At 55.3% G+C, this 23,161-nt stretch carries 19 protein-coding genes; 4 read left to right on the forward strand and 15 right to left on the reverse strand.

The genetic code is table 11. The annotated features are described in order from the left end of the window. Positions 1–34 precede the first annotated feature (34 nt). Both QC823_RS09190 and mnmC read left to right on the forward strand, forming a co-directional pair. Positions 35–334 (forward strand): YciI family protein, encoded by a 300-nt coding sequence (locus tag QC823_RS09190; RefSeq protein ID WP_309656048.1) that lies wholly within the window; start codon positions 35–37, stop codon positions 332–334. Positions 335–523: 189 nt separating this feature from the next. Then, entirely contained in the window at positions 524–2,542 is a 2,019-nt protein-coding gene (mnmC, locus tag QC823_RS09195; RefSeq protein WP_309656049.1) for a bifunctional tRNA (5-methylaminomethyl-2-thiouridine)(34)-methyltransferase MnmC2/FAD-dependent 5-carboxymethylaminomethyl-2-thiouridine(34) oxidoreductase MnmC1, read from the forward strand. 72 nt (positions 2,543–2,614) lie between these two features. On the opposite strand, the gene QC823_RS09200 is transcribed toward mnmC, so the two are convergent. From QC823_RS09200 to ccmA, 14 genes are all read right to left on the reverse strand, one after another. Beyond that, positions 2,615–5,203 carry a putative bifunctional diguanylate cyclase/phosphodiesterase gene (locus QC823_RS09200; RefSeq protein WP_309656050.1) on the reverse strand — a complete coding sequence of 863 codons (2,589 nt, stop codon included), beginning with the start codon at positions 5,201–5,203 and terminating at the stop codon, positions 2,615–2,617. 154 nt (positions 5,204–5,357) lie between these two features. Then, on the reverse strand, positions 5,358–5,633 hold the full coding sequence (locus QC823_RS09205; RefSeq protein WP_309656051.1) for a YheU family protein: 276 nt from the start codon (positions 5,631–5,633) through the stop codon (positions 5,358–5,360). Next, on the reverse strand, positions 5,630–7,681 hold the full coding sequence (ligA, locus tag QC823_RS09210; RefSeq protein ID WP_309656052.1) for an NAD-dependent DNA ligase LigA: 2,052 nt from the start codon (positions 7,679–7,681) through the stop codon (positions 5,630–5,632). Before ligA ends, QC823_RS09205 begins: the two co-directional genes overlap by 4 nt. A gap of 120 nt (positions 7,682–7,801) precedes the next feature. Next, positions 7,802–9,463, reverse strand: coding sequence for a cell division protein ZipA C-terminal FtsZ-binding domain-containing protein (locus tag QC823_RS09215; RefSeq protein WP_309656053.1), 1,662 nt, complete (start codon positions 9,461–9,463; stop codon positions 7,802–7,804). 280 nt (positions 9,464–9,743) lie between these two features. Then, positions 9,744–13,238: a chromosome segregation protein SMC gene (gene smc, locus QC823_RS09220; protein WP_309656054.1), complete on the reverse strand. Its 3,495-nt coding sequence runs from the start codon at positions 13,236–13,238 to the stop codon at positions 9,744–9,746. An 18-nt stretch (positions 13,239–13,256) separates the two neighbouring features. Then, the gene (ccmI, locus tag QC823_RS09225; RefSeq protein WP_309656055.1) at positions 13,257–14,504 is read right to left on the reverse strand and encodes a c-type cytochrome biogenesis protein CcmI; all 1,248 of its coding nucleotides are present in this window, start codon (positions 14,502–14,504) and stop codon (positions 13,257–13,259) included. Then, entirely contained in the window at positions 14,501–14,968 is a 468-nt protein-coding gene (locus QC823_RS09230) for a cytochrome c-type biogenesis protein (protein ID WP_309656056.1), read from the reverse strand. Before QC823_RS09230 ends, ccmI begins: the two co-directional genes overlap by 4 nt. Beyond that, positions 14,959–15,486 carry a DsbE family thiol:disulfide interchange protein gene (locus QC823_RS09235; protein WP_309656057.1) on the reverse strand — a complete coding sequence of 176 codons (528 nt, stop codon included), beginning with the start codon at positions 15,484–15,486 and terminating at the stop codon, positions 14,959–14,961. Before QC823_RS09235 ends, QC823_RS09230 begins: the two co-directional genes overlap by 10 nt. After that, complete coding sequence (locus QC823_RS09240) at positions 15,483–17,504, reverse strand: heme lyase CcmF/NrfE family subunit (protein ID WP_309656058.1); 2,022 nt, start codon at positions 17,502–17,504, stop codon at positions 15,483–15,485. Before QC823_RS09240 ends, QC823_RS09235 begins: the two co-directional genes overlap by 4 nt. Before the next feature lie 87 nt (positions 17,505–17,591). Next, positions 17,592–18,101, reverse strand: coding sequence for a cytochrome c maturation protein CcmE (gene ccmE / locus QC823_RS09245; protein WP_309656059.1), 510 nt, complete (start codon positions 18,099–18,101; stop codon positions 17,592–17,594). Continuing rightward, on the reverse strand, positions 18,091–18,333 hold the full coding sequence (gene ccmD, locus QC823_RS09250) for a heme exporter protein CcmD (protein WP_309656060.1): 243 nt from the start codon (positions 18,331–18,333) through the stop codon (positions 18,091–18,093). The genes ccmE and ccmD overlap by 11 nt, the downstream gene beginning before the upstream one ends. After that, positions 18,333–19,070 (reverse strand): heme ABC transporter permease, encoded by a 738-nt coding sequence (locus QC823_RS09255; protein WP_309656061.1) that lies wholly within the window; start codon positions 19,068–19,070, stop codon positions 18,333–18,335. Before QC823_RS09255 ends, ccmD begins: the two co-directional genes overlap by 1 nt. Positions 19,071–19,083: 13 nt before the next feature. Beyond that, the gene (gene ccmB / locus QC823_RS09260) at positions 19,084–19,809 is read right to left on the reverse strand and encodes a heme exporter protein CcmB (protein ID WP_422823632.1); all 726 of its coding nucleotides are present in this window, start codon (positions 19,807–19,809) and stop codon (positions 19,084–19,086) included. A 29-nt stretch (positions 19,810–19,838) separates the two neighbouring features. Beyond that, positions 19,839–20,459: a cytochrome c biogenesis heme-transporting ATPase CcmA gene (ccmA, locus tag QC823_RS09265; protein ID WP_309656063.1), complete on the reverse strand. Its 621-nt coding sequence runs from the start codon at positions 20,457–20,459 to the stop codon at positions 19,839–19,841. Positions 20,460–20,774: 315 nt separating this feature from the next. Here ccmA and QC823_RS09270 point away from each other — a divergent pair, with 315 nt between their 5' ends. Continuing rightward, positions 20,775–21,116: a LexA family protein gene (locus QC823_RS09270; RefSeq protein ID WP_309656064.1), complete on the forward strand. Its 342-nt coding sequence runs from the start codon at positions 20,775–20,777 to the stop codon at positions 21,114–21,116. A gap of 35 nt (positions 21,117–21,151) precedes the next feature. Then, complete coding sequence (locus tag QC823_RS09275) at positions 21,152–21,790, forward strand: IMPACT family protein (protein WP_309656065.1); 639 nt, start codon at positions 21,152–21,154, stop codon at positions 21,788–21,790. Positions 21,791–21,838: 48 nt separating this feature from the next. On the opposite strand, the gene QC823_RS09280 is transcribed toward QC823_RS09275, so the two are convergent. After that, a complete protein-coding gene (locus QC823_RS09280; protein ID WP_309656066.1) occupies positions 21,839–23,161 on the reverse strand; it encodes a sodium ion-translocating decarboxylase subunit beta in 1,323 nt (440 codons plus the stop codon).

Raw genomic sequence — 23,161 nt, forward strand, 5'->3', positions numbered from 1 at the left:
AATGGCGCACTTTCGTTATCAAGGAGTTATGCCCATGCTGTACGCCGTTATCAGCGAAGACGTTACCAACAGTTTAGAGCGCCGCTTGGCCGCTCGCCCTGACCACCTCGCGCGCTTGGAAGCGCTTCGCGATGAAGGACGTTTGCTACTGGCCGGCCCCTACCCGGCCATCGACGCCGATAACCCCGGCGAGGCTGGCTTTAGCGGTAGTCTCGTGATTGCCGAGTTTGAAAGCCTCGATGCCGCGCAGGCCTGGGCTGACGCCGACCCGTATATGATTGCCGGTGTCTACGCCAACGTCATGGTAAAACCGTTTAAGAAAGTCTTGCCTTAATGTGCTTAGGCGTCCGTGGCTGTTCACAACCGTTTTTCCACACCGTCTTTTTTCACAGTGGCTGTGGACAACTCTGTGAAAACTCGGCGGACGCCTTTCGCTAAGCCAGAAATAACGCCCGGCTCACCACATTGGTTATTTTTTAACCACTTATGCTTCAACCATACGCTCTTGCAGGCGGAGACTTCTGTGACCCAGTCCACCGGCCCTTCTTGCTTTCCCCCGTTGCCCGCGCTTTCGGCCCTTACGCCACCCGAGCTGCGTTGGGAAAACGGCGCACCGCACTCGCAAGCCTTTGATGACGTGTACTTTTCCCGTGAAGACGGGCATGCCGAAACGGAGCACGTGTTTATCCACGCCAACCGTTTGCCCGAGCGTTTTGCCAACTGGCGCGAGGCGCGGGCGTTTGTCATCGGCGAGACAGGCTTCGGTACCGGGCTCAATATGCTCTGCGCCTGGGCATGCTTTGAGCGCCACGCCCCCGCCACGGCAAGGCTGCATTTACTCTCCACTGAAAAGTATCCACTGCCGCGCCAAGCTCTGGCGAAAGCGCTCAGCGCCTGGCCGTCGCTTGAAGGTTATGCACAGCCGCTACGGTCGCAGTGGCCGGACGCGGTGAGCGGTATCCACCGGTTGCACTTGAGCGAGCGGGTGACGCTCGATGTGCACTTTGGCGATACCGCCGAGCGGCTCGCATTGCTCGATGGTCAGGTTGATGCCTGGTTTCTGGATGGCTTCGCGCCATCAAAGAACCCTGAGATGTGGCAGCCGTCACTTTTCCACGCCATGGCGGCGCGCTCACGCCCAGGGGCAACGTTTGCCACTTTTACCTGCGCCGGGGTCGTTAAGCGCGGCCTGAAAGCCGCCGGCTTTCGCTGGCAAAAAGTATCGGGGTTTGGGCGCAAGCGGGAAATGCTCGCCGGTCATATCGGCACGCCACCCGCTGACACACGCCGCCGCCAAACGCCCTGGTTCACGCCACCGCCGCCTCAGCCTGTCAAGCACGTAGTGGTGATTGGCGCTGGCATCGCCGGGAGCAGTGTGGCGTCTGCGCTAGCACGGCGTGGCGTGGCGGTCACCGTGGTGGATAAAACCACCCCGGCGGCGGGTGGTTCGGGCAATCACCAAGGCGCGCTCTACGTTAAGCTTGCCGCCGAAACCAACGCGCAAAGCCGGGTTTATCTTAGCGGGCTCATGTACAGCCGCCGTTGGCTTAAATGGCTCGACCCAGCGCGAACGCTGTGGGGCGAAAGCGGTGTGCTGCAACTGGCATTAAGCGACAAAGAAGCCCAGCGACAACGCCGTTTTTTCGCTAATCATCCGCTGCCCGCTTCGCTTCTCACCCTTCACCCGCGAGGCGAACTTAACGCCCTAGCGGGGCTTCCCGTGGCGGGTGAGCAGGGGCTTTTCTACCCACAGGCCGGCTGGGTACGCCCCCAAAAACTATGTGAGCGATTATTAACAACACCAGGAGTGCATTACCAACAAGGCGAGGTTACGCAGTTGCACCAAAGGAACAACGGCTGGCAACTGACGATGGCAAGCGGTGACCTATTAGCGGCGGACCAGGTGGTGATTGCCAGCGCGCATTTAGCAAATGGCTTTACCCAAACGCGCGCTCTGCCGCTGCAGGCGGTACGCGGCCAGGTATCGAGCGTGCCCTTGCCCGCTAACGTCACCGGCCCAAAACCGGTGATTTGCGCGGGTGGCTATGTACCACCGGCGTTGGCTGGCATTCTCACTTTTGGCGCGAGCTTTGTGCCCAACAGCGAAACGACCGGGGTATTCCCTGAGGAGCACCAGCGCAACCTTGATGAGCTGCGCCAGAGTGTGCCAGCGCTTGCCGATGCACTGGAAAACGCGGGCCTTAGCGCCGAGGATTTTGAAGGCCGCGCGGCGGTGCGGGCGGCAAGCCCGGATAAGTCGCCCTATGCAGGCCCGGTGCCAAATGCTGACGCCTGGCAAGCGGATTATGCCGTGTTGGGCAAAGACGCCTCGCGCGTGCCGACGCAAACCGGTCAACACCATTCGGGGCTTTGGATCAGTGCTGCCCACGGCTCGCGGGGCTTAGCCAGCGCGCCGCTGTGCGCTGAAGTGATCGCGTCGCGCATGTGCGATGAACCGCTGCCGTTAGAAGCGCCGCTGGCGGATCACCTCCACCCTGGACGGCGGATTATCAGCGCGCTGATTCGCCGCCAAGTGTTATAGCCTGCGCTTCCTTTATAGCTGTCAGCTATGACTAAGCGTCAGCTAAAATTATGCGTCAGCTAAGACTAGGCCTCAGATAAGAAAATCCGGGGCGGGGCGGCCTAAGTGGTAGCCCTGGCCGTAATCGATACCTTGCTCGCGTACCGCGTTCATGACCGCTTCGTCTTCGATAAACTCAGCAATTGTCTCTACCTTTAGGCTCTTCGCTAGCGTCACGATACTTTTCACAAAGGCCAGGTACTTATCGTCATTCAGCATATTGCGGATAAACTCACCCTCGATTTTGATGACGTCGATGGGGAACTGCTTGAGATAATGAAACGAGGAGTAGCCGGAGCCAAAGTCGTCAATCGCAAAGTTAAAGCCTTGCATCTTCAGGTCGAGCACAAACTTTTCCAACAGCTGTAGGTTGCTAACCGTTTCGCGCTCGGTGAGCTCAAATACAATCCGCTTCGGGTCAATTTCGTAATCCAGCGCTAGTTGGTGAATGCGGTTGATAAATTCACCGATGATCAGCGAGCGCGGCGAGAGATTGATAAATAGCGTACCGGTATAGCCCTGTACATGAATTTGCTTAAAGGCTTTTTCGATCAGCATATAGTCCATACGGTGGATGACGCCGATGCTTTCGGCGATATCGATAAACTCACCGGCGGGCACAATGCGGCCATCCTGTTCAATGCGCATAAGCAGCTCGTGGATGTGCGTCTCGCCGCTGTTCACGTCCACAATCGGCTGGAAGTACGGCACGATACGTCCCTCTTCCAGGGCATTGAGCACCATCTGGTTTTTCTCACCCACTTCGCGATAAATCGCCGCGACTTCATCCTCTTCCGGCAGGGCGAGGCAATTTTTCCCTTGGCGCTTGGCCTTATACATCATGTTATCGGCGAGCAAGAACAGGTCTTTCGGGTCCTCGGCGTGTTCGGGATAAACCGCAATACCCACCGACGTGGTCGCCCGCACGGGAGAGCCATCCGGGGCCATTAACACTAGCTCGGAAAGCTCCCTTGCAATGCGCTGCGCCACCGAATACGCCTGAGAAGCGCCGGCATCGGGCAAAATGACCGTAAATTCATCACCCCCGTAACGGGCTAGGAAATCGCCCGGACGCACGGCGTTAGAGAGCGCCTTACCGAATGCCTGCAAAAACTGATCACCAAAGGCGTGACCATAACGGTCGTTAACCAGTTTGAAATTGTCCACATCGAGCATCAGTAGGCTAAAAGATTCTTTATGGCGGTTGGCGCGCCCCACCTCGTAGTGGAGCAGATCTTTAAACACGCGCTGGTTGTGCAGCGACGTGAGCGGATCGCGGGTGGCGTAAAACTCAAGATCACACGTATATTTGTAAATCGCTTTAACCGAGCCAACGAGGTTCAATAGCGTCGAGAGAATGCCGTCGATCACAATATGGCGAATCGGGTCTTTGGCGATTTCGGACTGCACCCCAATACCTACCACGCCGCCAATGCGCGGCGCTTCCAGCAGTAACGATTTGGTTTCCAACTCGATCTCTTCCGGGCTAATGGTAATCGCCTGGCTGTCAATATCACCGTTATGCTCAACGCTGTGGTGGGTAATGCGCACAATCGCCACATCTTCCTGAAAGTGCGGATTCTGCTCAAGCTGACGGGAGACAATGCGCTCAAGCAGTTGACGATCTCCCTTGGTAGGCTCGCGGTACCAGAATATCTCCAACTCATAGCCTTCGTCTTCCACTTGGAAGATGGTCATTAGCGTATGCGCGTCAATTATCGTATTGATCTCGATGAGCAGGTCTTTGATAAACTCACGCCAGTCGCGCACCACGTCGGAGGTGATGATAAATTTGCTCAACAGGCGAATTTCAAACTCAAGAATATCCTTATCCACGGCGACGTTTTTCAGCCGCTGCGCCAAGGCATTGATATCGCCAAAGGCATGATTTAGCTCATCAAAGGAGAGATCCACATCGCTGACATCCAGCGTGCGGAAATCTTTCACCGTGTTCACCGAGCTTAAGCGCGCACGAAACTGATCCAGTGCGCGCTTAACGCGCTCTGCCGCAAGCGAAGAGACTAGCCCGGCGGCAAACAGCATGACCAGCGACACAATCACAAACAACACCACGTAGCCCCGGCGCGCCTCAGAAGCAACCGGGTTCATATCGTGCTGAATATCAATCACGCCCAGCACATCGCCCACTTGCGCATTGGTATGGCAAGCCAAACACTCGGCACGGGCGGTCATGGGATAAATACGGCGGGTAATGTTGTCGTCGTACGTAACGCTTTGCTCACCGTCGGCAAACGCGTTTTGAATCGGCCGATCCATCTGTGGCTGCGTAATGTGACCGTAAAGCTCGGCCACCAGCGCGCCACGATAGATTTCGAGATCAAAGGGAGAGTCTTCGTGAGCCGATTTGGTTGCCTCGACAAAGCGCTCCAACTCTTCACGATCCCAACCACGACGCATCACTTCAAACATCGAGTTAAACGTCTGCTCAGCGATGTTCTGCGACGTTTGTGCCGCCTGACGACGCATGATGTCTTCATAAAGCAGCGAGGCCGCCAGCGTCACGCCTAAAAAGACGACAAGCGCTGACGCGAGAATGACGCAAAAAACGAAGCCGCGCAGTGTAGAAAACGGCTGTAAGAGTCGAAAATACCAAGAGCGCATCGCGGCCTGCCACTTGCTTAGTTAAAAGCTTGCTTAAGTAAATAGTGCTAAACAGCACCCAAAAAAGTGCTAGCTAGCCTATGCCAGGCGCGAGGTAGGGATAAACACGCTTTTGGTCGCAAAGCGCGTAAAGCTGACGTGAGCTTGATGTGCGTCAAACGAGATCACCTTCCTCTTCATCGTCACCAAGGTCACGACCAAAGCTACGCCACTGCGCCAGCGTCATCACTTCGGTCATTTCCAGCTCTAGATCATGCGCAATAATCAACTCATCACGCTCAAGCTGCTGTTTTAGCTCAGCAACCCAGCCGCGCATCCCTGCGCCGGTATCGGTGGTGTCATAGCCTTGGCGGGTCACAAAGGCTTCAAGCAGGGCATCGAGTGTTTCACTTGGCAGCATACGCGCGGGCACTTCGATGAATCGGCTCATGCGTTGTCTCCTTCTTTGCCGTTTTCCCAAGCGTCTAAGCGCTTAAGAAACGTGGCTTCGTCGATAACCATAACGCCTAACTGTTCGGCTTTGGTCAGCTTGCTACCCGCGGCCTCGCCCGCTACCAAACCAGCGGTTTTCTTCGATACGCTGCCGGAAACCTTGGCACCCAGTGCCTGCAGGCGCGCTTTGCCTTCGTCGCGGGTCATGCTCTCCAGAGTGCCGGTAAGCACCCAGGTTTGCCCCTCTAGCGGCGTAGGGCCGCGTACCACGTCGCGCTCTTCCCAGCGCACACCCGCCGCCAACAGCGCCTTGAGCGTTTCTTGGTTATGTACTTGACGGAAAAACGTATGCACATGCGCCGCAACGACAGGGCCAACATCATCCACCGCTTCTAACGCGGCTTTGTCGGCCTCTTGTAAGGCGCTTAACGTGCCGAAGTGCGTGGCCAAATTAGTGGCGGTCGCTTCGCCCACTTCACGAATTCCCAGGGCATAAATAAAGCGCGAAAGCGTGGTTTCTTTGGCGTTTTGGAGCGCATTGACCAGGTTAGACGACGACTTTTCCCCCATACGCGGCAGCGTTTGCAACTGATCGACGCTTAAGTGGAAAAGATCGGCCGGTGTTTTGACCCAATCGCGCTCCACTAACTGATCAATCAACTTTTCTCCTAAACCATCGATATCCAGCGCGCGGCGGCTGGCGAAGTGCTTTAACGCCTCTTTACGTTGTGCTGGGCAGTAGAGCCCGCCAGAGCAGCGCGCCACCGCTTCGCCCTCCACCCGCTCAATCTCCGAGTCGCACACCGGGCAACGGGTCGGAAAGACAATTTCACGGGCATCAGCCGGGCGCTTATCAACGTCAACGCGCACCACTTGGGGAATCACATCGCCCGCACGCCGGATGGTGACTGTATCGCCAATGCGCACATCCAGCCGCGCGATCTCATCGGCGTTATGCAGTGTGGCGTTAGACACCATGACACCCGCCACGCTTACCGGCTCCAAGCGGGCTACCGGCGTAATGGCGCCGGTACGCCCCACTTGAAACTCAACGTCATTGAGGCGAGTAATTTCTTCCTGTGCGGGGAATTTAAATGCCACGGCCCAACGCGGCGCACGGGCAACAAACCCCAACTCGCGCTGCAAGCGAAGGGCATTGACCTTGATCACCACGCCGTCAATATCAAAACCAAGCCGGTCGCGCTTCTCTCCTAGCGTCTCACAATAATCCGCGACGGCGCTTGGGCCGGTCACCACGGACAGCTCGTCACTAGTGCGAAAGCCAACATCGGATAGGCGCTGCATCAAGGCACTGTGGGTGGCATCGCCCATATCCGGCTCTAACCGCGCGGCTTGATAGGCGTGAAACTCAAGCGGGCGGGTCGCGGTGATACGGGGGTCAAGCTGGCGCAAACTCCCTGCCGCCGCGTTACGGGGGTTGGCAAATACTTTACTCCCTTCCTCACGCGCACGCTCGTTGAGCGCCTCAAACCCTGAATGGCGCATAATGACTTCCCCACGCACCTCCAAAAGCGAAGGGGCTTTATCACCTCGCAAACGAAGGGGTACCGAACGCAACGTGCGCAGATTCGAGGTGATCCCCTCGCCGGTTCGTCCATCACCCCGGGTGGCACCGCTCACCAGCACGCCCTGCTCATAAACCAGCGACACCGCCGCGCCATCAAGTTTAGGTTCACACGAGAACGAAATCTCATCCGGCTCACACTCAAGCCGCTCGGCCACGCGTTCGGCAAAAGCCACTATATCCGCGCGGCTAAACGCATTATCGAGCGACAGCATAGGGGTAGCATGGGTGATTTCGGGGAAGCCATCCGCAGGAGCGGCACCCACACGCTGCGTGGGTGAATCTGGCGTTACTTGCTCAGGATATTGCGCTTCTAACTGCTTAAGGCGCTCGAACTTACGGTCGTAGTCGGCATCGGTGAGCGTGGGGTTATCGAGCACATAATAACGATAATTGGCATCTTCCAGCTCGGCACGGAGGGTGGCAATATCCTTAAGCACGGCGGCATCGGGCTGACTCATGAAGGCAAATCCAAGCAAGGCAGAGGAGATGAATGTAGGGCTAGATTGTACAAAAAGCACCCGCTGCCGGGGCAGGCAGCGGGTGCTTTTTTACTTACGAGCGTGCAAAAGAAAACCGGGTTAGTGCGCCTGCATTTGCTGATGCAAACGGTGTCGGCGCTCAAACTCGTGCACGCGCTGACGGGCGAACTCAATGGTTTGTGCCGTCATCACGCTGTGGTTCTCGTCTTTAAGCTCGCCGCCTAAATGGCGCACTACCACCATCGCGGTCTCGACCATGGCTTCAAAGGCAGCACTACTGTCTTCAGCGCCGGGCAGCGGCATCAAGAATGTCACACCGGGCGTAACAAACTCATCCATTTCTTCAATCGGGAAAGAGCCTGGCTTCACCACGTTAACCATGGAGAATTGCAGTTCACTATCAGGGCTCTCGGTTTCAAAGCGGTGAAATACGCCCATGCCTCGGCTATAGCGAAGACCGCACGCCATTAATAGCTCAAGCAATGTACCACCATCAAAGCCTTCCTTGTCCCGCGACATCACACTGATCACAATCACTTCATCGGCGTTGGTCAGCGTTTTGCGGGCGTGACCCCCGCACACATCGTGGCGTAGTGCTTTTTCCAAGGTGGGGTGCGGACTAACAACGTTATCGTAGCGACCGTCGTTATCATGAAAGTCGTTGCCATCAACTGCATATTCGTCGTACGTTTCGTCGCCCTGAGCGCCTTCCGCCCGCGTCGTTACCGGCGATTCATCAGTTGAGGTCACCGCATCAGCAGTTTTGGCAGCGGCGGCTTCTTGAACTTTTGCTTGTTCAGCGGCTAGGCGCGCTTTTTCTGCCTCTGCGGCCGCTTGCGCCTCTTCTCGCGCTTTGCGCTCAGCTTTTTCTTTAGCCTGTGCTTTGGCCCGTTCAGCTTTTGCTTCTTTCTTTTGCTGTTTCGCTTTGCGGCGCTCGGTCATACGCTCTTTTAGGGATTGCTTGATGCCGTCAAAATCGACTAGACGGTAACTGTCCTCTTCGTACTGCTCGTCATCGTGATCGGCTTGCTCACGCTCTCCGGCTATATCATGTCGCAGTTGACGCCGTTTGGCTTCGCTATGCTGAGCAAGATGAGCTTTAACATCGTCCTCGTCGGCGCGGATAGCGCTTAACGATGGAGGCGTACCGCCTTCCGGCAATGAGTCTTTCTGAACTGAGCGCGCTTGAGCTGAGTGCGCCTGAGCTTCGCTTGCTTTACGTTTAGCTGCATCAGCGTGTTCAGCTGCACTAACACTGTCGGCTGCTTCAACACGATCCGTTTCGTGCACATGATTCGTTTCATGCACATGCTCGGTTGGCTCGGCAGCACTTGCGGGGGGGACTGATAACGTAGGTTCGGTCAGGCGCGACGACTCAGCTGTTGGCGCTTGGCTCGCTGACGCGCTGGAACCACGAGAAGGCGCCTCTTTGGTTTCTTTCATCCGACGGAATTCTGAGAGCACCCGAGAAGGTCCAGGATGTGCTTGGCGCTCAAGTTTAGGCTTACCGCTCAACCCGCTATAATCCGCAGGCTTTAATACTCGAGCACCACCATTAGGTAACTCCCAGCTTAGTTCAGCTTCACGCTGCGCCTCTTCGGGGTCTTTATCGGAAGTTTTGGCGTCGCGCAGGTCGTCGGTACCCGTCGCTTGGTCTAACTGAGGCACCCGGCGTTGGCGCTGAAGCCGACGTATACCATCAATGACGATCAGCGAAACCAACGCCAGCCCTAACACTATAAGCCATTCTCTTAGTTCCATGTCGCACGTTCCATGGGTCGTTTTACCGGTTTAAGACACTATTTTTAAATACACAAAATCTGATCAACTATAACGCCAAACACAGTGATCACATACAAATATGCTATTAACCTGATCAGTCTGCCCAATCTATTACATCAAGCATAGCGCTATTATGCGATATTGGGCCGATTTTTCGTTATTTTTCACGTTTCAGCACAGTTTTTAGCATTTATTAACGCTATTGTGTGATTAGATTTCTGGCTAAACTAATACTCACTACTCAACACACTTGCTTACTTTAAACATCGGCAAGCACGGCGGCTTCATCCACCCCTACCGCAACCAAACGCGACACGCCAGGCTCTTGCATGGTCACGCCCATTAGGCGCTCTGCCGCCTCCATCGCAATCTTATTATGGGTAATATAGATAAATTGCACGTTCTCCGACATTTCTTTAACCAACTTTGCGTAGCGCCCCACGTTAGCATCATCCAACGGCGCATCGACTTCATCCAACATACAAAACGGCGCGGGATTAAGCTGAAAAATCGCAAACACAAGCGACAGCGCGGTTAAGGCTTTTTCCCCACCGGAAAGCAAATGAATGGTGCTGTTTTTCTTACCCGGCGGGCGCGCCATAATCGCCACCCCCGTCTCCAGCAAGTCCTCTCCGGTTAACGTCAACCATGCGGTACCACCCCCAAACACCCGTGGAAAAAGGGCTTGCAACCCGCTATCAACCTGCTCGAATGTCTCTTTGAAACGCACGCGTGTTTCTTGGTCAATACGCCGGATCGCCCTCTCTAAGGTTTCCAGCGCTTCGGTTAACTCGGCGTGCTGCGCCTCTAAATAATTACGCCGCTCTGCCTGCTGGTCATATTCTTCAATGGCCGCGAGGTTAATCGCGCCTAGACGGCGAATCTTGTCAGTGGTCGCTTCTAGCGTGGCCTGCCAGCTCGTTTCATCTGCGTCATTAGGCAGTTCTGTCGCCAGTACCCCGGCCTCATGACCTAGCTCTGCTAGATGTTCGTCCTGTGTAGCAGCTTTTAGTTCCAGCGCTTGCACTTCCATCCGACGCGTTTGCAGCTGCTCACGGCTTTGTGCCAAATTGCGCTCGTGAGACTGGCGTGCCAACTCATCATGGCGCAACTGTTCTGCAATGGCTTGCGCTTGCTCGCGTGTGCCGTTGAGCCGCTGCTCTTGTTGCTCACGCTGGAAAAGGAGCTCATCTAACGCTTCAGAGGCGAGTTCATCGGGCTCAATAAGCCCCTCGCGTGTTTCTTCTAGCTCACTGATGCGCAGCGACAAACGCTCCTCGCTTTCAGCACTGCGCACTTTTTGTGCGTTAAGGCTCGCTTGCTCGGCGGTTAAGCGCTCACGCTCAAGCGCTAAACGCTGCTGGTCGGCTTTAAGCGGTGCGTGCTTGTCATTGAGCCGTTCGCGTTGCTCACGCTGCTGTTCACGCGCTGCACTGGCTTCTTCACGGCGCAATGCCGCCGCTTCAAGCAGCTCCATTGCCTCGTTCCAACGGGCGCGCTGCTCTTCTAGCTTAAGATCAAGCTCGGCACCCTCTTCTTGCAACTTTTTAAGCTCTTCATCCAGCTCTGTGGCACGGCTTTCAAGATGCTCAACCTGCTGAGCCAGGCTGCGTTCTTTGAGTGCTAATTGCTGACGCGTTTCAATGCTCTCCCGCTCTTGCTGCGCGTGCGTATCGCGCGCTTGTTCTAATGATTCTAGCGTCGCGAGCGCCTCGTCACAGCGGGCTTGCGCTTGTGTTAACGCTTCCTGCTGTGCCTGGCATTGCGCTTGGCAATCATCATGGCGACGGCGCGTCACTAACAGCGCATCGATTGATTCACCCTCTGCTTGCTGGCGCAGCCAATCTTTAGACCGCCAAACGCCATCTCGGCTAATAACGCTTTCCCCTGCCGGCAGCGATGCCAAGCGCGACCCAACGTCATCGGCCTGCTCAACGCAGTGAATGGTGCCTAACCACGCATTAAGTGCGTCCGCCCCTTGTACCAAGGCAGCAACGGTGTTTTCAGGGGCGGAAACACCCGACGTATCTGCCAGTAGGCACCAGTCTGTTGCCAGCGCTTGAGGTAACGCGGTGAGTTTTTCTGGCGCTACCACACGGGCATTCAGCCACGGGGCAAGAAGCCAAGACGTCACGGTTTCCCAACCGGGAGTCACTTGCAGGACTTCGCCCAACCGCGGGGCATCAGCCAAGCCGTGGGCTTCGAGCGTCTCAATTAGCGCCGGGTCGTGATCGGTCAGTTGTGCGTCAATCAGCGCAGCCAGCGAGGCCTGTTCGCCTTCTAAACGGCTGAGCTTTGTTCGCGCCTCATCACGCTGGGCATTAGCCTCTTGCTGCTCGCGCTTCGCCTCGGTAAGGCGTGGCTGCCACGCCTCACGCTCAAGACTAAACTGCTGTATTTGCGCATCGGCCGCGCTGAGCTGCTCTTGCGCGTTGCCATGCTCGGCGCGCAGCGCATTAAAATCCGCGATATCACTGCGCTGTTGACGGCGGCGCTGCTGCTCGGTGTGCAATCGTTTTAATTGCTGCTCAATATCGCGCAACTGATCTTGGCTGCGCTCAGCGTTTCGGCTTGCTTGGCGCCACTGTTCGTCGGCATCAGACCAAGCGGCTTCAGCACTTTCCAGCGCAGGCGTCGCATCAGTCATCGCCTGTTCGAGGGTCTCAAGCTGCTCCTCTAGCGCCTCGGCTTGCGGCAGCAGCGCGTCTAGCCGCTCTTCAATGATAAGCAAGCGCTCACTATCTGACTCACCTAATTCACGCTGCTCATCGAGCTCACGGCGGGCGTTATCGATATCGCTGGCAAGCTGGGCTAAGCGGCTACGGCGGTGGGATTGGTCTTGTTCTAAGCGGGCGATACGCGTAGTGGTATCGTAAAACTGCTGCTGGTGACGCTCTAATACGTCGGCAAGCTCATCGTGCTGCTCGCGCGCCTGTTCCAGGCGTGTTTCACATTCGCGCACCCCGAATACGTCTTTTTCGACACTGATTTCAAGCTCTCGCACGCGGCTTTCTTGCTGCTGCTGCTCGGCCCTAAGTACACGACCGCGCAGCAATGCAAGCTCGCCTTTCAGCCGGTGTTCTTGCTGCTTCAGGGTTTGGTAGCGTCTTGCCGCCTCGGCTTGGCGTTTTAAACGCTCTAGCTGTTTATCCAGCTCTTCGCGAATATCATCAAGGCGATCGAGGTTTTCCTGGGTGCGACGCATGCGGTTTTCGGTTTCGCGACGCCGCTCTTTGTATTTGGAAATGCCGGCGGCTTCTTCCAAGGTGGCGCGCAGGTCGTCTGGGCGCGCTTCAATGAGCCGCGAAATCATGCCTTGGCCAATAATCGCGTAGGAGCGCGGCCCAAGGCCGGTGCCCATAAAGAGATCCGCAATATCCCGCCGACGGCATTTCTGGCCATTGAAGAAGTAGTGGGATTGACCATCGCGAGTGACTTGGCGCTTCACCGCAATTTCGGCGTATTGAGCATAGGGGCCGCCCATGACGCCATCACGGTTATCGAATTTCAGTTCAATAGCCGCTTGCCCCACCGGCTTGCGCGCGGTGGAGCCATTAAAAATCACGTCCGCCATCGACTCGCCACGCAGCGTTTTAGCCGATGATTCGCCCATCACCCAGCGTACCGCGTCGATAATATTCGATTTACCACAACCATTAGGCCCAACGATAGCCGTCATATTGCCATCGAAGGGAACTGTGATGGGGTCAACAAAGGATTTAAACCCCACCAACCGGATGGAGGTTAAGCGCATAGCGAAGGCTGCAGACGATCACTCAAAGACACGATCCACAATGACCTCAACGGCGTTACCTTCTTCGACCGGGCCGACCGTAACACCGTCTAAATCACCGAAGAGATCCCCCGGTTGCGGCGTGGCTTGCCCGGAAGGCGACACGCGTACCATTAAGCGCGCTTGCTGCACTTGTGAGAGTGAAGCTTCTGCTGACATGGCGTTGGTTTCATCCAGCACCACCGTCAGAGGTAGCTCAAAGACTTGCGCTCTCACCACGGCAAGCGGTGGCAGCTCACCTTCCATATCACGCGCTGTAATGAAGACGGTGGCATCGTCAGGCACCTTGTCAACCAACGTCTCATCAAGCGAGACATTGACACGAATTCCCGGCCCCTGCGCCTGCTCAATATCGGGCTGTCCAGGCTCCACGCCCATACGGCGCTGGGCCACGCGAATACCTTCACGCAACGACGAGGCAGTATCCGCGTCTTCAATATTGGCAAGCGCCCGGCGCCAACGATCAATCGCTGTTTCATATTCGCCACGATCAAACGCGTGCACTCCTAAAAGACCCAATACGGTGGGTTGACGCGGATCCTGCTCAAGCGTCTCATCGACCAGTGCCTGTACCTCAGACGTAAGCTCACGCCCTTCCATAAAAAATCGCAGCTGCGCAAGCTGAGCTAACAGCGGCGCCACGCGGCCTTCGATCTCGATCAGCTGCTCAAGCGCATTAACTGCTTTTTCAATTTGGCCCGTTTCGCGATAAAGCGGAAACAGCTCGGACCACACGTTAGGGTTGTCCGGCTGCTGCTCGGCTTGCGCTTCCATCCGCTCGATATACATCGCAAGCGACGCATTAGGATCTGCCTGCACCTCACGGCGGGTTTCCAACAGCATCAAGTCACCTTCAGCCCCCTGAAACTGATACCAAACGACACTGACTGCCGCCACACTTAACATGACCAGCGGCACAACAAAGCGCCCTGCTGAGTACGTTTTCAGTGGGCGTCGTTTGAGGTTTTGGGTATCTTCCAAGAGATTACGCTCTAGCTCCAGGCGATCTTCTTCAAAACGCGCCTCATCGATATCCCCGCGCTCACGCGCTGCTTCCAATGAGGCAAGACGACGCTCAAAGATAGCGACGTTTTGCTCTGCGGAGGTATCGTTAGCTTCGAAAGCTTGCTGCCTATCGTGCAGCTTTCGCGCTTGTCGTAACGGCAACACCAAGAGCCACAGTGCCGGCAACAGTAAAACGGCAAACGCAATCCACAGCAGCGTCATGAAGACCTCTCGCGATTAATGAGTTCATCCAGGCGGGCCCGCTCTTCGGCACTCAGCGAAGTCGCCGATGCATTGCGCCGTGCGCGCACCATCCATACCACGAGCAAGACGCCCAACAGCACCAGCACAACCGGAATGCCCCATAGCAGGTAAGTGCGGTTTTCTAAGCGCGGGTTATAGAGAATGTACTCACCAAAGCGCTCTACCATGTGGTTGATAATTTCAGTATCGGACTGGCCGTCTTGCAGCAATTGATAAACACGCTCGCGCATATCAGCCGAGATCGGGGCATCAGAATCATCAATGGCTTGGTTCTCACACAGCGGACAGCGCATCGACGCCGTCAGGTCTTGGTAACGACGCTCTGTCACAGGATCATCAAACTCACGTATTTCCCCTGCGCCTAACGCGCTACCAGCAACCACTAACAGTAACATGGCAATAAGCCAACGATTCAGCGCCATTTTTCCACCTCCGGCATAATGGTATCGCGCACGTCAGCGGGAGAAACATACCCCGTATGGTGATAACGAATAATGCCATCGGCATCGACCAAAAACGTCTCTGGTGCGCCATAAACCCCAAGATCAAAGCCGATATCGCCTTCAGGGTCGAAAATATTCAACTCGAAAGGGTTGCCAAATTCACTTAAGAATTCGCGCCCTTTTTCTCGGGTATCACGGTAGTTAACTCCCACCATGCGAACACCGCGGTCAGCAAGGTCGAGTAGCTGCGGCATTTCCTGTTTGCAGGCCGGGCACCACTCACCCCAAACATTCACCAGCGTCACTTCACCGGTGAGCACAGTTTGATCGACGCGACGATCCGGGTCTTCTAGCGTGCTGGCCTCAAACGCCGGAAAGTCGCGCGCCATTAACGCTGAGTCGCGGTGCGATGGATCTTCTGACAGTCGCAGATAAAGAAATACCGCCAGCAGCAAAAAACCAATTAATGGCAAAAAGAGCAGTAAACGACGCTTCATGCTAGCGCCTCCTTCGATGCGTTATCGCTAGCCGAGAGATTTGCCTTCTCAACATTGTGTTGGTCTTGGCGAACACGCCGGCGATAGCGTTTATCCGCCACGGCAAGCAAACCACCCGCGGCCATCAATAAACCACCCAGCCACAACCAACGCACCAAAGGCTTGTACTGAACACGCATGGCCCAGCTGCCATCACCCAAATCTTCGCCCATGGCGACATACAGATCCCGGAAGAAGCCCGGGCGCAATGCTACCTGCGTCATCGGCATCCCTGTTGCCAAATAGAGCCGCTTTTCCGGCCTCATGGTAAAGGTACGTCCGCTTTCGCCACGCTTAACCTCAACTGTCGCCGTATCGGCCAAGAAGTTAGCGCCGCGACGGCTGGTTAGCTCAGTCATGGTGAAATGGTAGCCAGCCACTTCGACGCTATCATCTGGTCCCATGCGCACATTCCGCTCAATGCTGTAATGGGAAACGACAGCCACCCCGACGATGGTAACGGCCACGCCTAAATGCCCTAGCACCATTCCCCAATACGTGAGCGATAGCTTTTTCAGACCAGCACCCAAAGAGCGCGCATGGCGGGTTTTATCCCAAATATCGCGCAGTATCGGCAACACAATCCACAGCGCCATCAGCATCCCGAGTGCCACCCAAATGTTCCATTCAGGCCCATAAAACACCGGGATGAAAGCGCCTAGCACTAATGCCACGACACCGGATAACCAAAGTTTAGTGTAAAGCTCTTTCGCCGCCATCCGCTTCCAGCGGGACATCGGCCCCAACCCCATGAAAATACTCATTATCACCATGAGAGGGACAAACAATGCGTTAAAGTACGGCGGTCCCACACTGATTTTGCCTAACCCAAGCGAATCTAAAATCAACGGGTAGAGCGTACCTAGCAGCACCGTGACGGTCATAATCACGAGCAAGATATTGTTGATCAACAAAAGCGCATCCCGCGATAACCAGTTAAACCCTACCTTATGGCTAACGCGCGGCGCGCGTAGAGCAAACACCAAGAGTGAAAGGGTGACGGTAATCGCCAGCAGCATCAGAATGAAAAAGCCGCGCGATGGATCGTTAGCAAAGGCGTGCACTGAGGTTAAAACACCTGAGCGCACCAAGAAGGTACCCATTAACGAAAGCGAGAAAGTGGCAATCGCCAACAGCACAGTCCAACTCTTGAACGAACCACGCTTTTCCGTCACCGCCAGCGAGTGAATCAGCGCAGTACCAGTCAACCAAGGCAGTAGTGAGGCGTTCTCCACCGGATCCCAGAACCACCAACCGCCCCAGCCGAGCTCGTAGTAAGCCCACCAGCTACCTAACACGATACCCACCGTGAGAAACGCCCAGGCAATATTGGTCCACGGGCGAGCCCAACGTGTCCAGGCCGCATCCAAGCGCCCACCTAAGAGCGCGGCGATGGCAAACGCAAACACCACGGAAAAGCCCACATATCCCATATACAGCATTGGCGGGTGCACCACGAGGCCAAAATCCTGCAAGAGCGGATTAAGATCGGCACCGTCTTGCGGCATATTAGGCAACAAGCGTTCAAACGGATTAGAGGTCACCAAAATAAACAGCAAAAAGCCCACGCTGACCGCACCCAAAATCCCCATCACGCGGGCAACCATATCGCGCGGCAGTTGGCCTGAAAAAATACCAGCGACAAATCCCCAGCCGGCTAGCATTAAGCTCCAGAGCAGTACCGAGCCTTCATGATTGCCCCAAACCGCACTGAGCTTGAAGTACCAGGGCAACATCGAATTAGAGTTATTGGCCACGTTAGCCACGCTGAAGTCATCCAGCAGATAGCTCGCGGTTAAACACGCGTAAGCAATCGCCAAAAACAGAAACTGCCCTGCCGCCATGGGCCGACCATACGCCATCCACAGCGGGCGTCGCGTCGCCGCCCCTGCCAACGGCATGACGGTCTGAACCACGGCCAGGAGCAGAGCAATGACAAGGGCAAAATGGCCAACTTCGGGAATCATCTCAATGGTCATGCATACTCCGGATTCGCACGTAACGGGCGGCATCATACAGTCGACATAAACCGCCGGCTTGGCGTTGCATTAGGGCTTGGCGTTGCATTAGTAGTCACTCGCTTTGGGCACACCCTCGGCGTCTAGGCGTTTGCCCACTTCTGCGGCTTTGGCCTGGAAATCTGCTGGTTTGTAGCCAGCCTCTTCAAGCGCTTGAGCAACCTCAGGCGGCATATAATTCTCATCATGGCGGGCCAGCACTTCGTCTGCCCGCATCCGACCATCGGCTTGCAGCTGTCCCACGACGACCACACCCTGCCCTTCGCGGAACAGATCCGGCAAAATGCCACTGAAGTAAACATCTAGATCATCAACGTAATCGGTGACTTTGAACTCAACGTTGAGACTGTCCGAGTCCCGAGACACCGAGCCTTCTTTCACCATGCCCCCCGCGCGGATCGTGCGTTCGATAGGCGCATTTCCCTGGGCGATTTGCACTGGACTAAAGAACAAGTTGATATTAGAGCGGAGCGCATAAAGCGTAAGCCCAACGGCGATGGCGGTAAGCGATACCAAGCCGAGAATCACAAACATCTTCTGTTTACGTTTAGGTGTCATGCTGACCTCTCTCTACAACCGATTGAAACGACGTGGGAACAGCGTTTTGCTGCTCACGGGCACGCTCACGCCGTTCACGCCGCTTTAAACTATTCATTAGCTGACGGCGTTCAAATCGTGCATGCCAGGCAAGGGCCACGATGCAAAACAGCGTCACCCCCCACGAAGACCACACATAAGGTGCGTGGCCTCCCATGGCAATAAATTCTGCAATAGAGTTAAACGCCATCATCACGTCTCCTGAGCTAGCTCTCGCACCCAACGTTTATTGGATTCACGACGCAAAATTTCGTTTCGTGTCCGCATCAATGTCAACGCAATAAAAAAACTGTAAAACCCTAATACCATGATCAAAAGGGGTACCCACATTTCCGTGGGCATGGCGGCACGACCAGTAACCGTGAACGTTGCGGGCTGGTGCAGGGTATACCACCATTCCACTGAATATTTAATGATCGGGATATTGATCACGCCTACCATCGCCAATACTGAAGCCGCACGCGACCCGCTATCTCGGCTTGAAAACGCCCCGCGCAGCGCAATAACGCCCAAGTACAGAAACAGCAGAATGAGCATCGAAGTAAGGCGTGCGTCCCACATCCACCATGTTCCCCACGTGGGCACGCCCCACACTGCACCGGAAAAGAGCGATACGAAAGTCATCGCCGCGCCTAAAGGCGCCATGACAGTCGCCGCCATGTCCGCGACTTTGATCTTCCAGACCATAAACACAAATCCCGCGACTGCCATCGACACAAAGATCGACTGAGCCAGAAAAGCGGCGGGGACATGCACATAAATAATGCGAAAGCTGTTGCCTTGCTGATAATCGGCCGGAGCAAAAGCCAACCCCCACACCGTACCGGTAACGATGAGAATGGCCGCAAGCGCCCAAAACCACGGCTGTAATCGAGCACTGATGGCATAAAACCATTTTGGCGACCGCAGCTTGTTTATAAAAGCCCACATAGTGAGTCTGTCCTCAACCGTTAATACTGATTCGCAGTGATGCCGCAATTGCCCAGGGTGCCAGCATGAGGGCGGCCGCTAACAGTGCTCCCAAAATCGCCAAATGCGCACTAACGCTGTCGCCCGCAATCGCGGCCTGCACTGCACCAGCACCAAAAATAAGCACGGGTATGTAAAGAGGCAGCACCAATAGAGACAACAAGACGCCGCCTCGTGACAACCCCACCGTCAGTGCTGCACCAATTGCACCAATAAGGCTTAGCGTCGCACTGCCTAAGGCAAGTGAGACAGCGAGCACTAAGTAGCTCCCTGCCGGCAGCGCCAACATAATACCCAAAACAGGCGCCATTAACGCCAACGGCAACCCTGTCAAAAGCCAATGTACCGCTACTTTCGCCAGTGTTAATGCCGCGAGCGGTTGCGGCGCAAGCAGTAACTGCTCCAAACTGCCATCATCAAAATCGCTACGAAACAGACTGTCCAGCGATAGCAATGCCGCCAGCAATGCGGCAACCCACAAAAGCCCGGGGGCAATTAACGCTAACAATTCAGGATCAGGGGAAATACCAATTGGAAACAGCGTAATAACCAAGGCAAAAAAGACCAAAGGATTCAGCACTTCACCACGGCGGCGTAGCATTAATACCAAATCACGCTTTAATGTCGCCGTTAACGCGAGTGCCAAGCCTTCACCAGGCTCTTTTAACCTCGGGACAACCGCTGCGGACTCTTGCTGCACCAACACTCTCCTTATACCTAGCCCGTTGTTCAGCCCAGCTCAATTCGTCGTAACGCGGGGGATGAGGCTAACTCGTGGTGGGTGGTAACAATCACACAGCCACCGCTGTTTGCATGCGCCACAAACTGGGCTTCAAGGGCAGCAACACCGTGGCGGTCAATGGCGGTAAAAGGTTCATCTAGTACCCATAAAGCGCGCGGTGTCAGCGTCAACCTCGCTAGCGCAATGCGACGCTGTTGGCCAGCGGAAAGCTGCCCGGCCGGCACATCTTCAAACCCTGCAAGCCCGACATTGGCCAATGCGTCGTAACGCTCATGTTCATCGCCGCGCTGACCGTCAAGTGCCTGGTACCAAGAGAGATTTTCCAAGGCTGTTAGCCCTGTTTTAACGCCTGGAGCATGGCCGAGATAGAGCAGATTGGTTAAAAAATGCTCTCGCATCTCGCGCATGGGTCGACCATTCCAATAAAGCTCACCTTCGTAATCGCTCAGCTGTCCCGAGAGAATTTTCAATAACGTGGTTTTACCGCTGCCGTTGGGACCTTCAATCCGGACAACCTCACCGCTATGGATATCCACATCAAGCTCTTGAAAAAGCCAGCGATCATCGCGTTCACAGGCTAGCTGTTGGGCTTGTAAGCGCAGACTCAATGGGCTCTCCATACATAATGATTTCGCGACGAACTCTACACGGAAAGCGGTTTTCTCGCTAGTCACACCCTGCGACGCCCGGTCGCAGATTAACCTTGATCAACGCACGCATTAACCGAATACACCCATGCACGCCGTTGTTTTCTACCCCGGGCTAGACTGTATAGAAAAACACATATACAGTAATACTTGTACATAACAACAGCCTGTTCTAAAAAACAGCCTACTCTAAAAACTGTATTAAAAAACATTTAGATAAGAATACGTTAAATAAGCCACAGGATGTCGCTGCCAACCTTGACCTTGGAGACTTCCATGACCACCTTCCCCGCTATTGCCGAGCTATACAACACCCCTGCCACTAAGCGCACCACACGACACAACACTTACGCTATCAAAGTGCGTGGCAATCAGATGAAAGATTGCAACCTATTTGATGGTGATGTCATTATTATTCGTCGTTTTCAGCACGATACCCACGACGAGACCGCAGTGGCGGAAATTAACCGCCGCCCTGTAGCGCTTAAGCACCTTTCGATCAGCCGCGAAGGCGTTCACCTTCAGCTAGAGCAAGTCGGCACACCGGCCATTTTTTTGCACAACCGCAATATTCAGGTACTGGGTCTTGTTATGGGCGTTGGTCATCAAGCTTCTTAGGCTTCCACGATTGGTCGCTACCGCCTGGAGACATAATGCGTTACCTCATTCCCAACCTTGCCCCCGATCTCTGGCATGACGAAAGCATTGACATCGAAAAAAGCCAGTTTATTGCTTGGGTGTGCCACGCGCCGAGCGTTGGTGATTTCGACACATTACTCAACGCTGCCAAGCAAGCGCACCCGAATGCGAGCCACCACTGCAGCGCCTATATTGCCGGTGCGCCGGGTGAGCAAAACCGCATTGGTTTTTCGGATGACGGTGAGCCTGGGGGAACGGCTGGGCGGCCCATGCTTCAAGTTCTCAATGGCAGCGGTATCGGCGAAATCGGCTGCGTTGTGACCCGCTATTTTGGCGGCACCAAGCTGGGCACGGGTGGGTTGGCCCGCGCCTACGCACAAGCGGTAAGCACCGCGCTGGAAACGCTCCCTACCCGCGAAATCGTTGAACGTGATACCTACATTTTGCGCTTAACGTTTGCCCAAGAAGCCGACGCTCGCGCTTGGTGCAATGAGCAGGCGTTTCCGATTAAAAATGCTGAATACGATAGCGATGGCGTACGCTTAGCCGTCGGCTGGCCCCGCGATCATGTGTTTGAGCTTGGCGAGCTGGAAAACCGGCTTAAGGCCAGCATTCTCGTTACCCCACCAACAAAAACGCGGCACGCTGATTAACAACGTACCGCGTGACTTAGTGGCCACCACCACGCTTGACGAGCGAAATTAACCCAAATACTTGATCATCACCCCGGCTGCGACGGCTGAGCCGATCACGCCCGCCACGTTTGGCCCCATCGCGTGCATCAAGAGGAAGTTGTGTGGATTAGCTTCAAGCCCTACTTTGTTTGCCACACGCGCTGCCATCGGTACCGCCGAGACCCCTGCGGCCCCGATCAGCGGGTTAATCGGCATTTTGCTTACCAGGTTCATAAACTTCGCCATCAGCACCCCGGCAGCGGTCCCGATTCCGAATGCCACCATCCCTAACCCCAGAATGCCCAACGTCTCCAGCGAGAGAAAACTCTCCGCCATTAACTTAGAGCCAACCGAAAGCCCCAGAATAATCGTCACGATATTGATCAACGAATTCTGTGCGGTATCCGTCAAGCGCTCGACCACGCCACACTCTCGCATCAGGTTACCGAAACAGAACATCCCTAGAAGCGGGGCAGCATCTGGCAAAAAGAGAGCCACAAGAATCAGCAGCATCAGCGGGAAAATGATTTTTTCCAATTTCGACACCGGACGCAGCTGCGTCATGGTGATTTCGCGCTCTTTTTGGCTGGTTAACAGGCGCATAATCGGCGGCTGAATCAGCGGAACCAGGGCCATGTAGGCATAGGCCGCAACGGCAACCGCGCCGAGAAGCTCCGGTGCTAGCACGCTTGAGACGTAAATCGAGGTTGGCCCATCCGCCCCGCCGATAATCCCGATCGCCGCGGCTTGGTTGAGCGAGAAATCCATCACGCCTATCGACGTTAGCCCCACGGCACCAAACAGCGTGGCAAAAATACCAAACTGCGCCGCGGCCCCTAAGAACAGTGTACGCGGGTTGGCCAGCAGAGGACCAAAGTCGGTCATCGCCCCTACGCCCATGAAGATAAGTAGCGGCGCAATGGTCGAACCGATCGCCACTCTGTAGAAGCTATAAAGCATGCCATCGCTGTAACCGACGTTAGAGGCCACATCTTGCGCTGCTCGCAGTTCTTCGGCAGAGACATTGCCCTCAACCACGCTCTTCAGCGCAACACGCCAGCTCTCGACGCCCGCCAGCGGATCGAGCATCACCCCGAGCGCCGTCGCAATTTGCTGCAACACCGCTGGTTTTGCCACTTCAATTGCCTGCTCCAGCGCGGGAAGTGCAAGCCCCGCCTCGGGGATATTGGCCAGAATCCCACCAAACCCGATGGGCACGAGCAAAAGCGGCTCGAATTTTTTGTAGATCGCCAGGTAAAGCAGCACAAGCCCTACCACGATCATCACCGCTTGGCCCAGCTGAAGGTTATAAAGCCCCGAGCCTTCCCATAACGTGATTACCTTATCCAT

The organism is Vreelandella vilamensis (assembly GCF_031451755.1).
GTDB lineage: Bacteria > Pseudomonadota > Gammaproteobacteria > Pseudomonadales > Halomonadaceae > Vreelandella > Vreelandella vilamensis.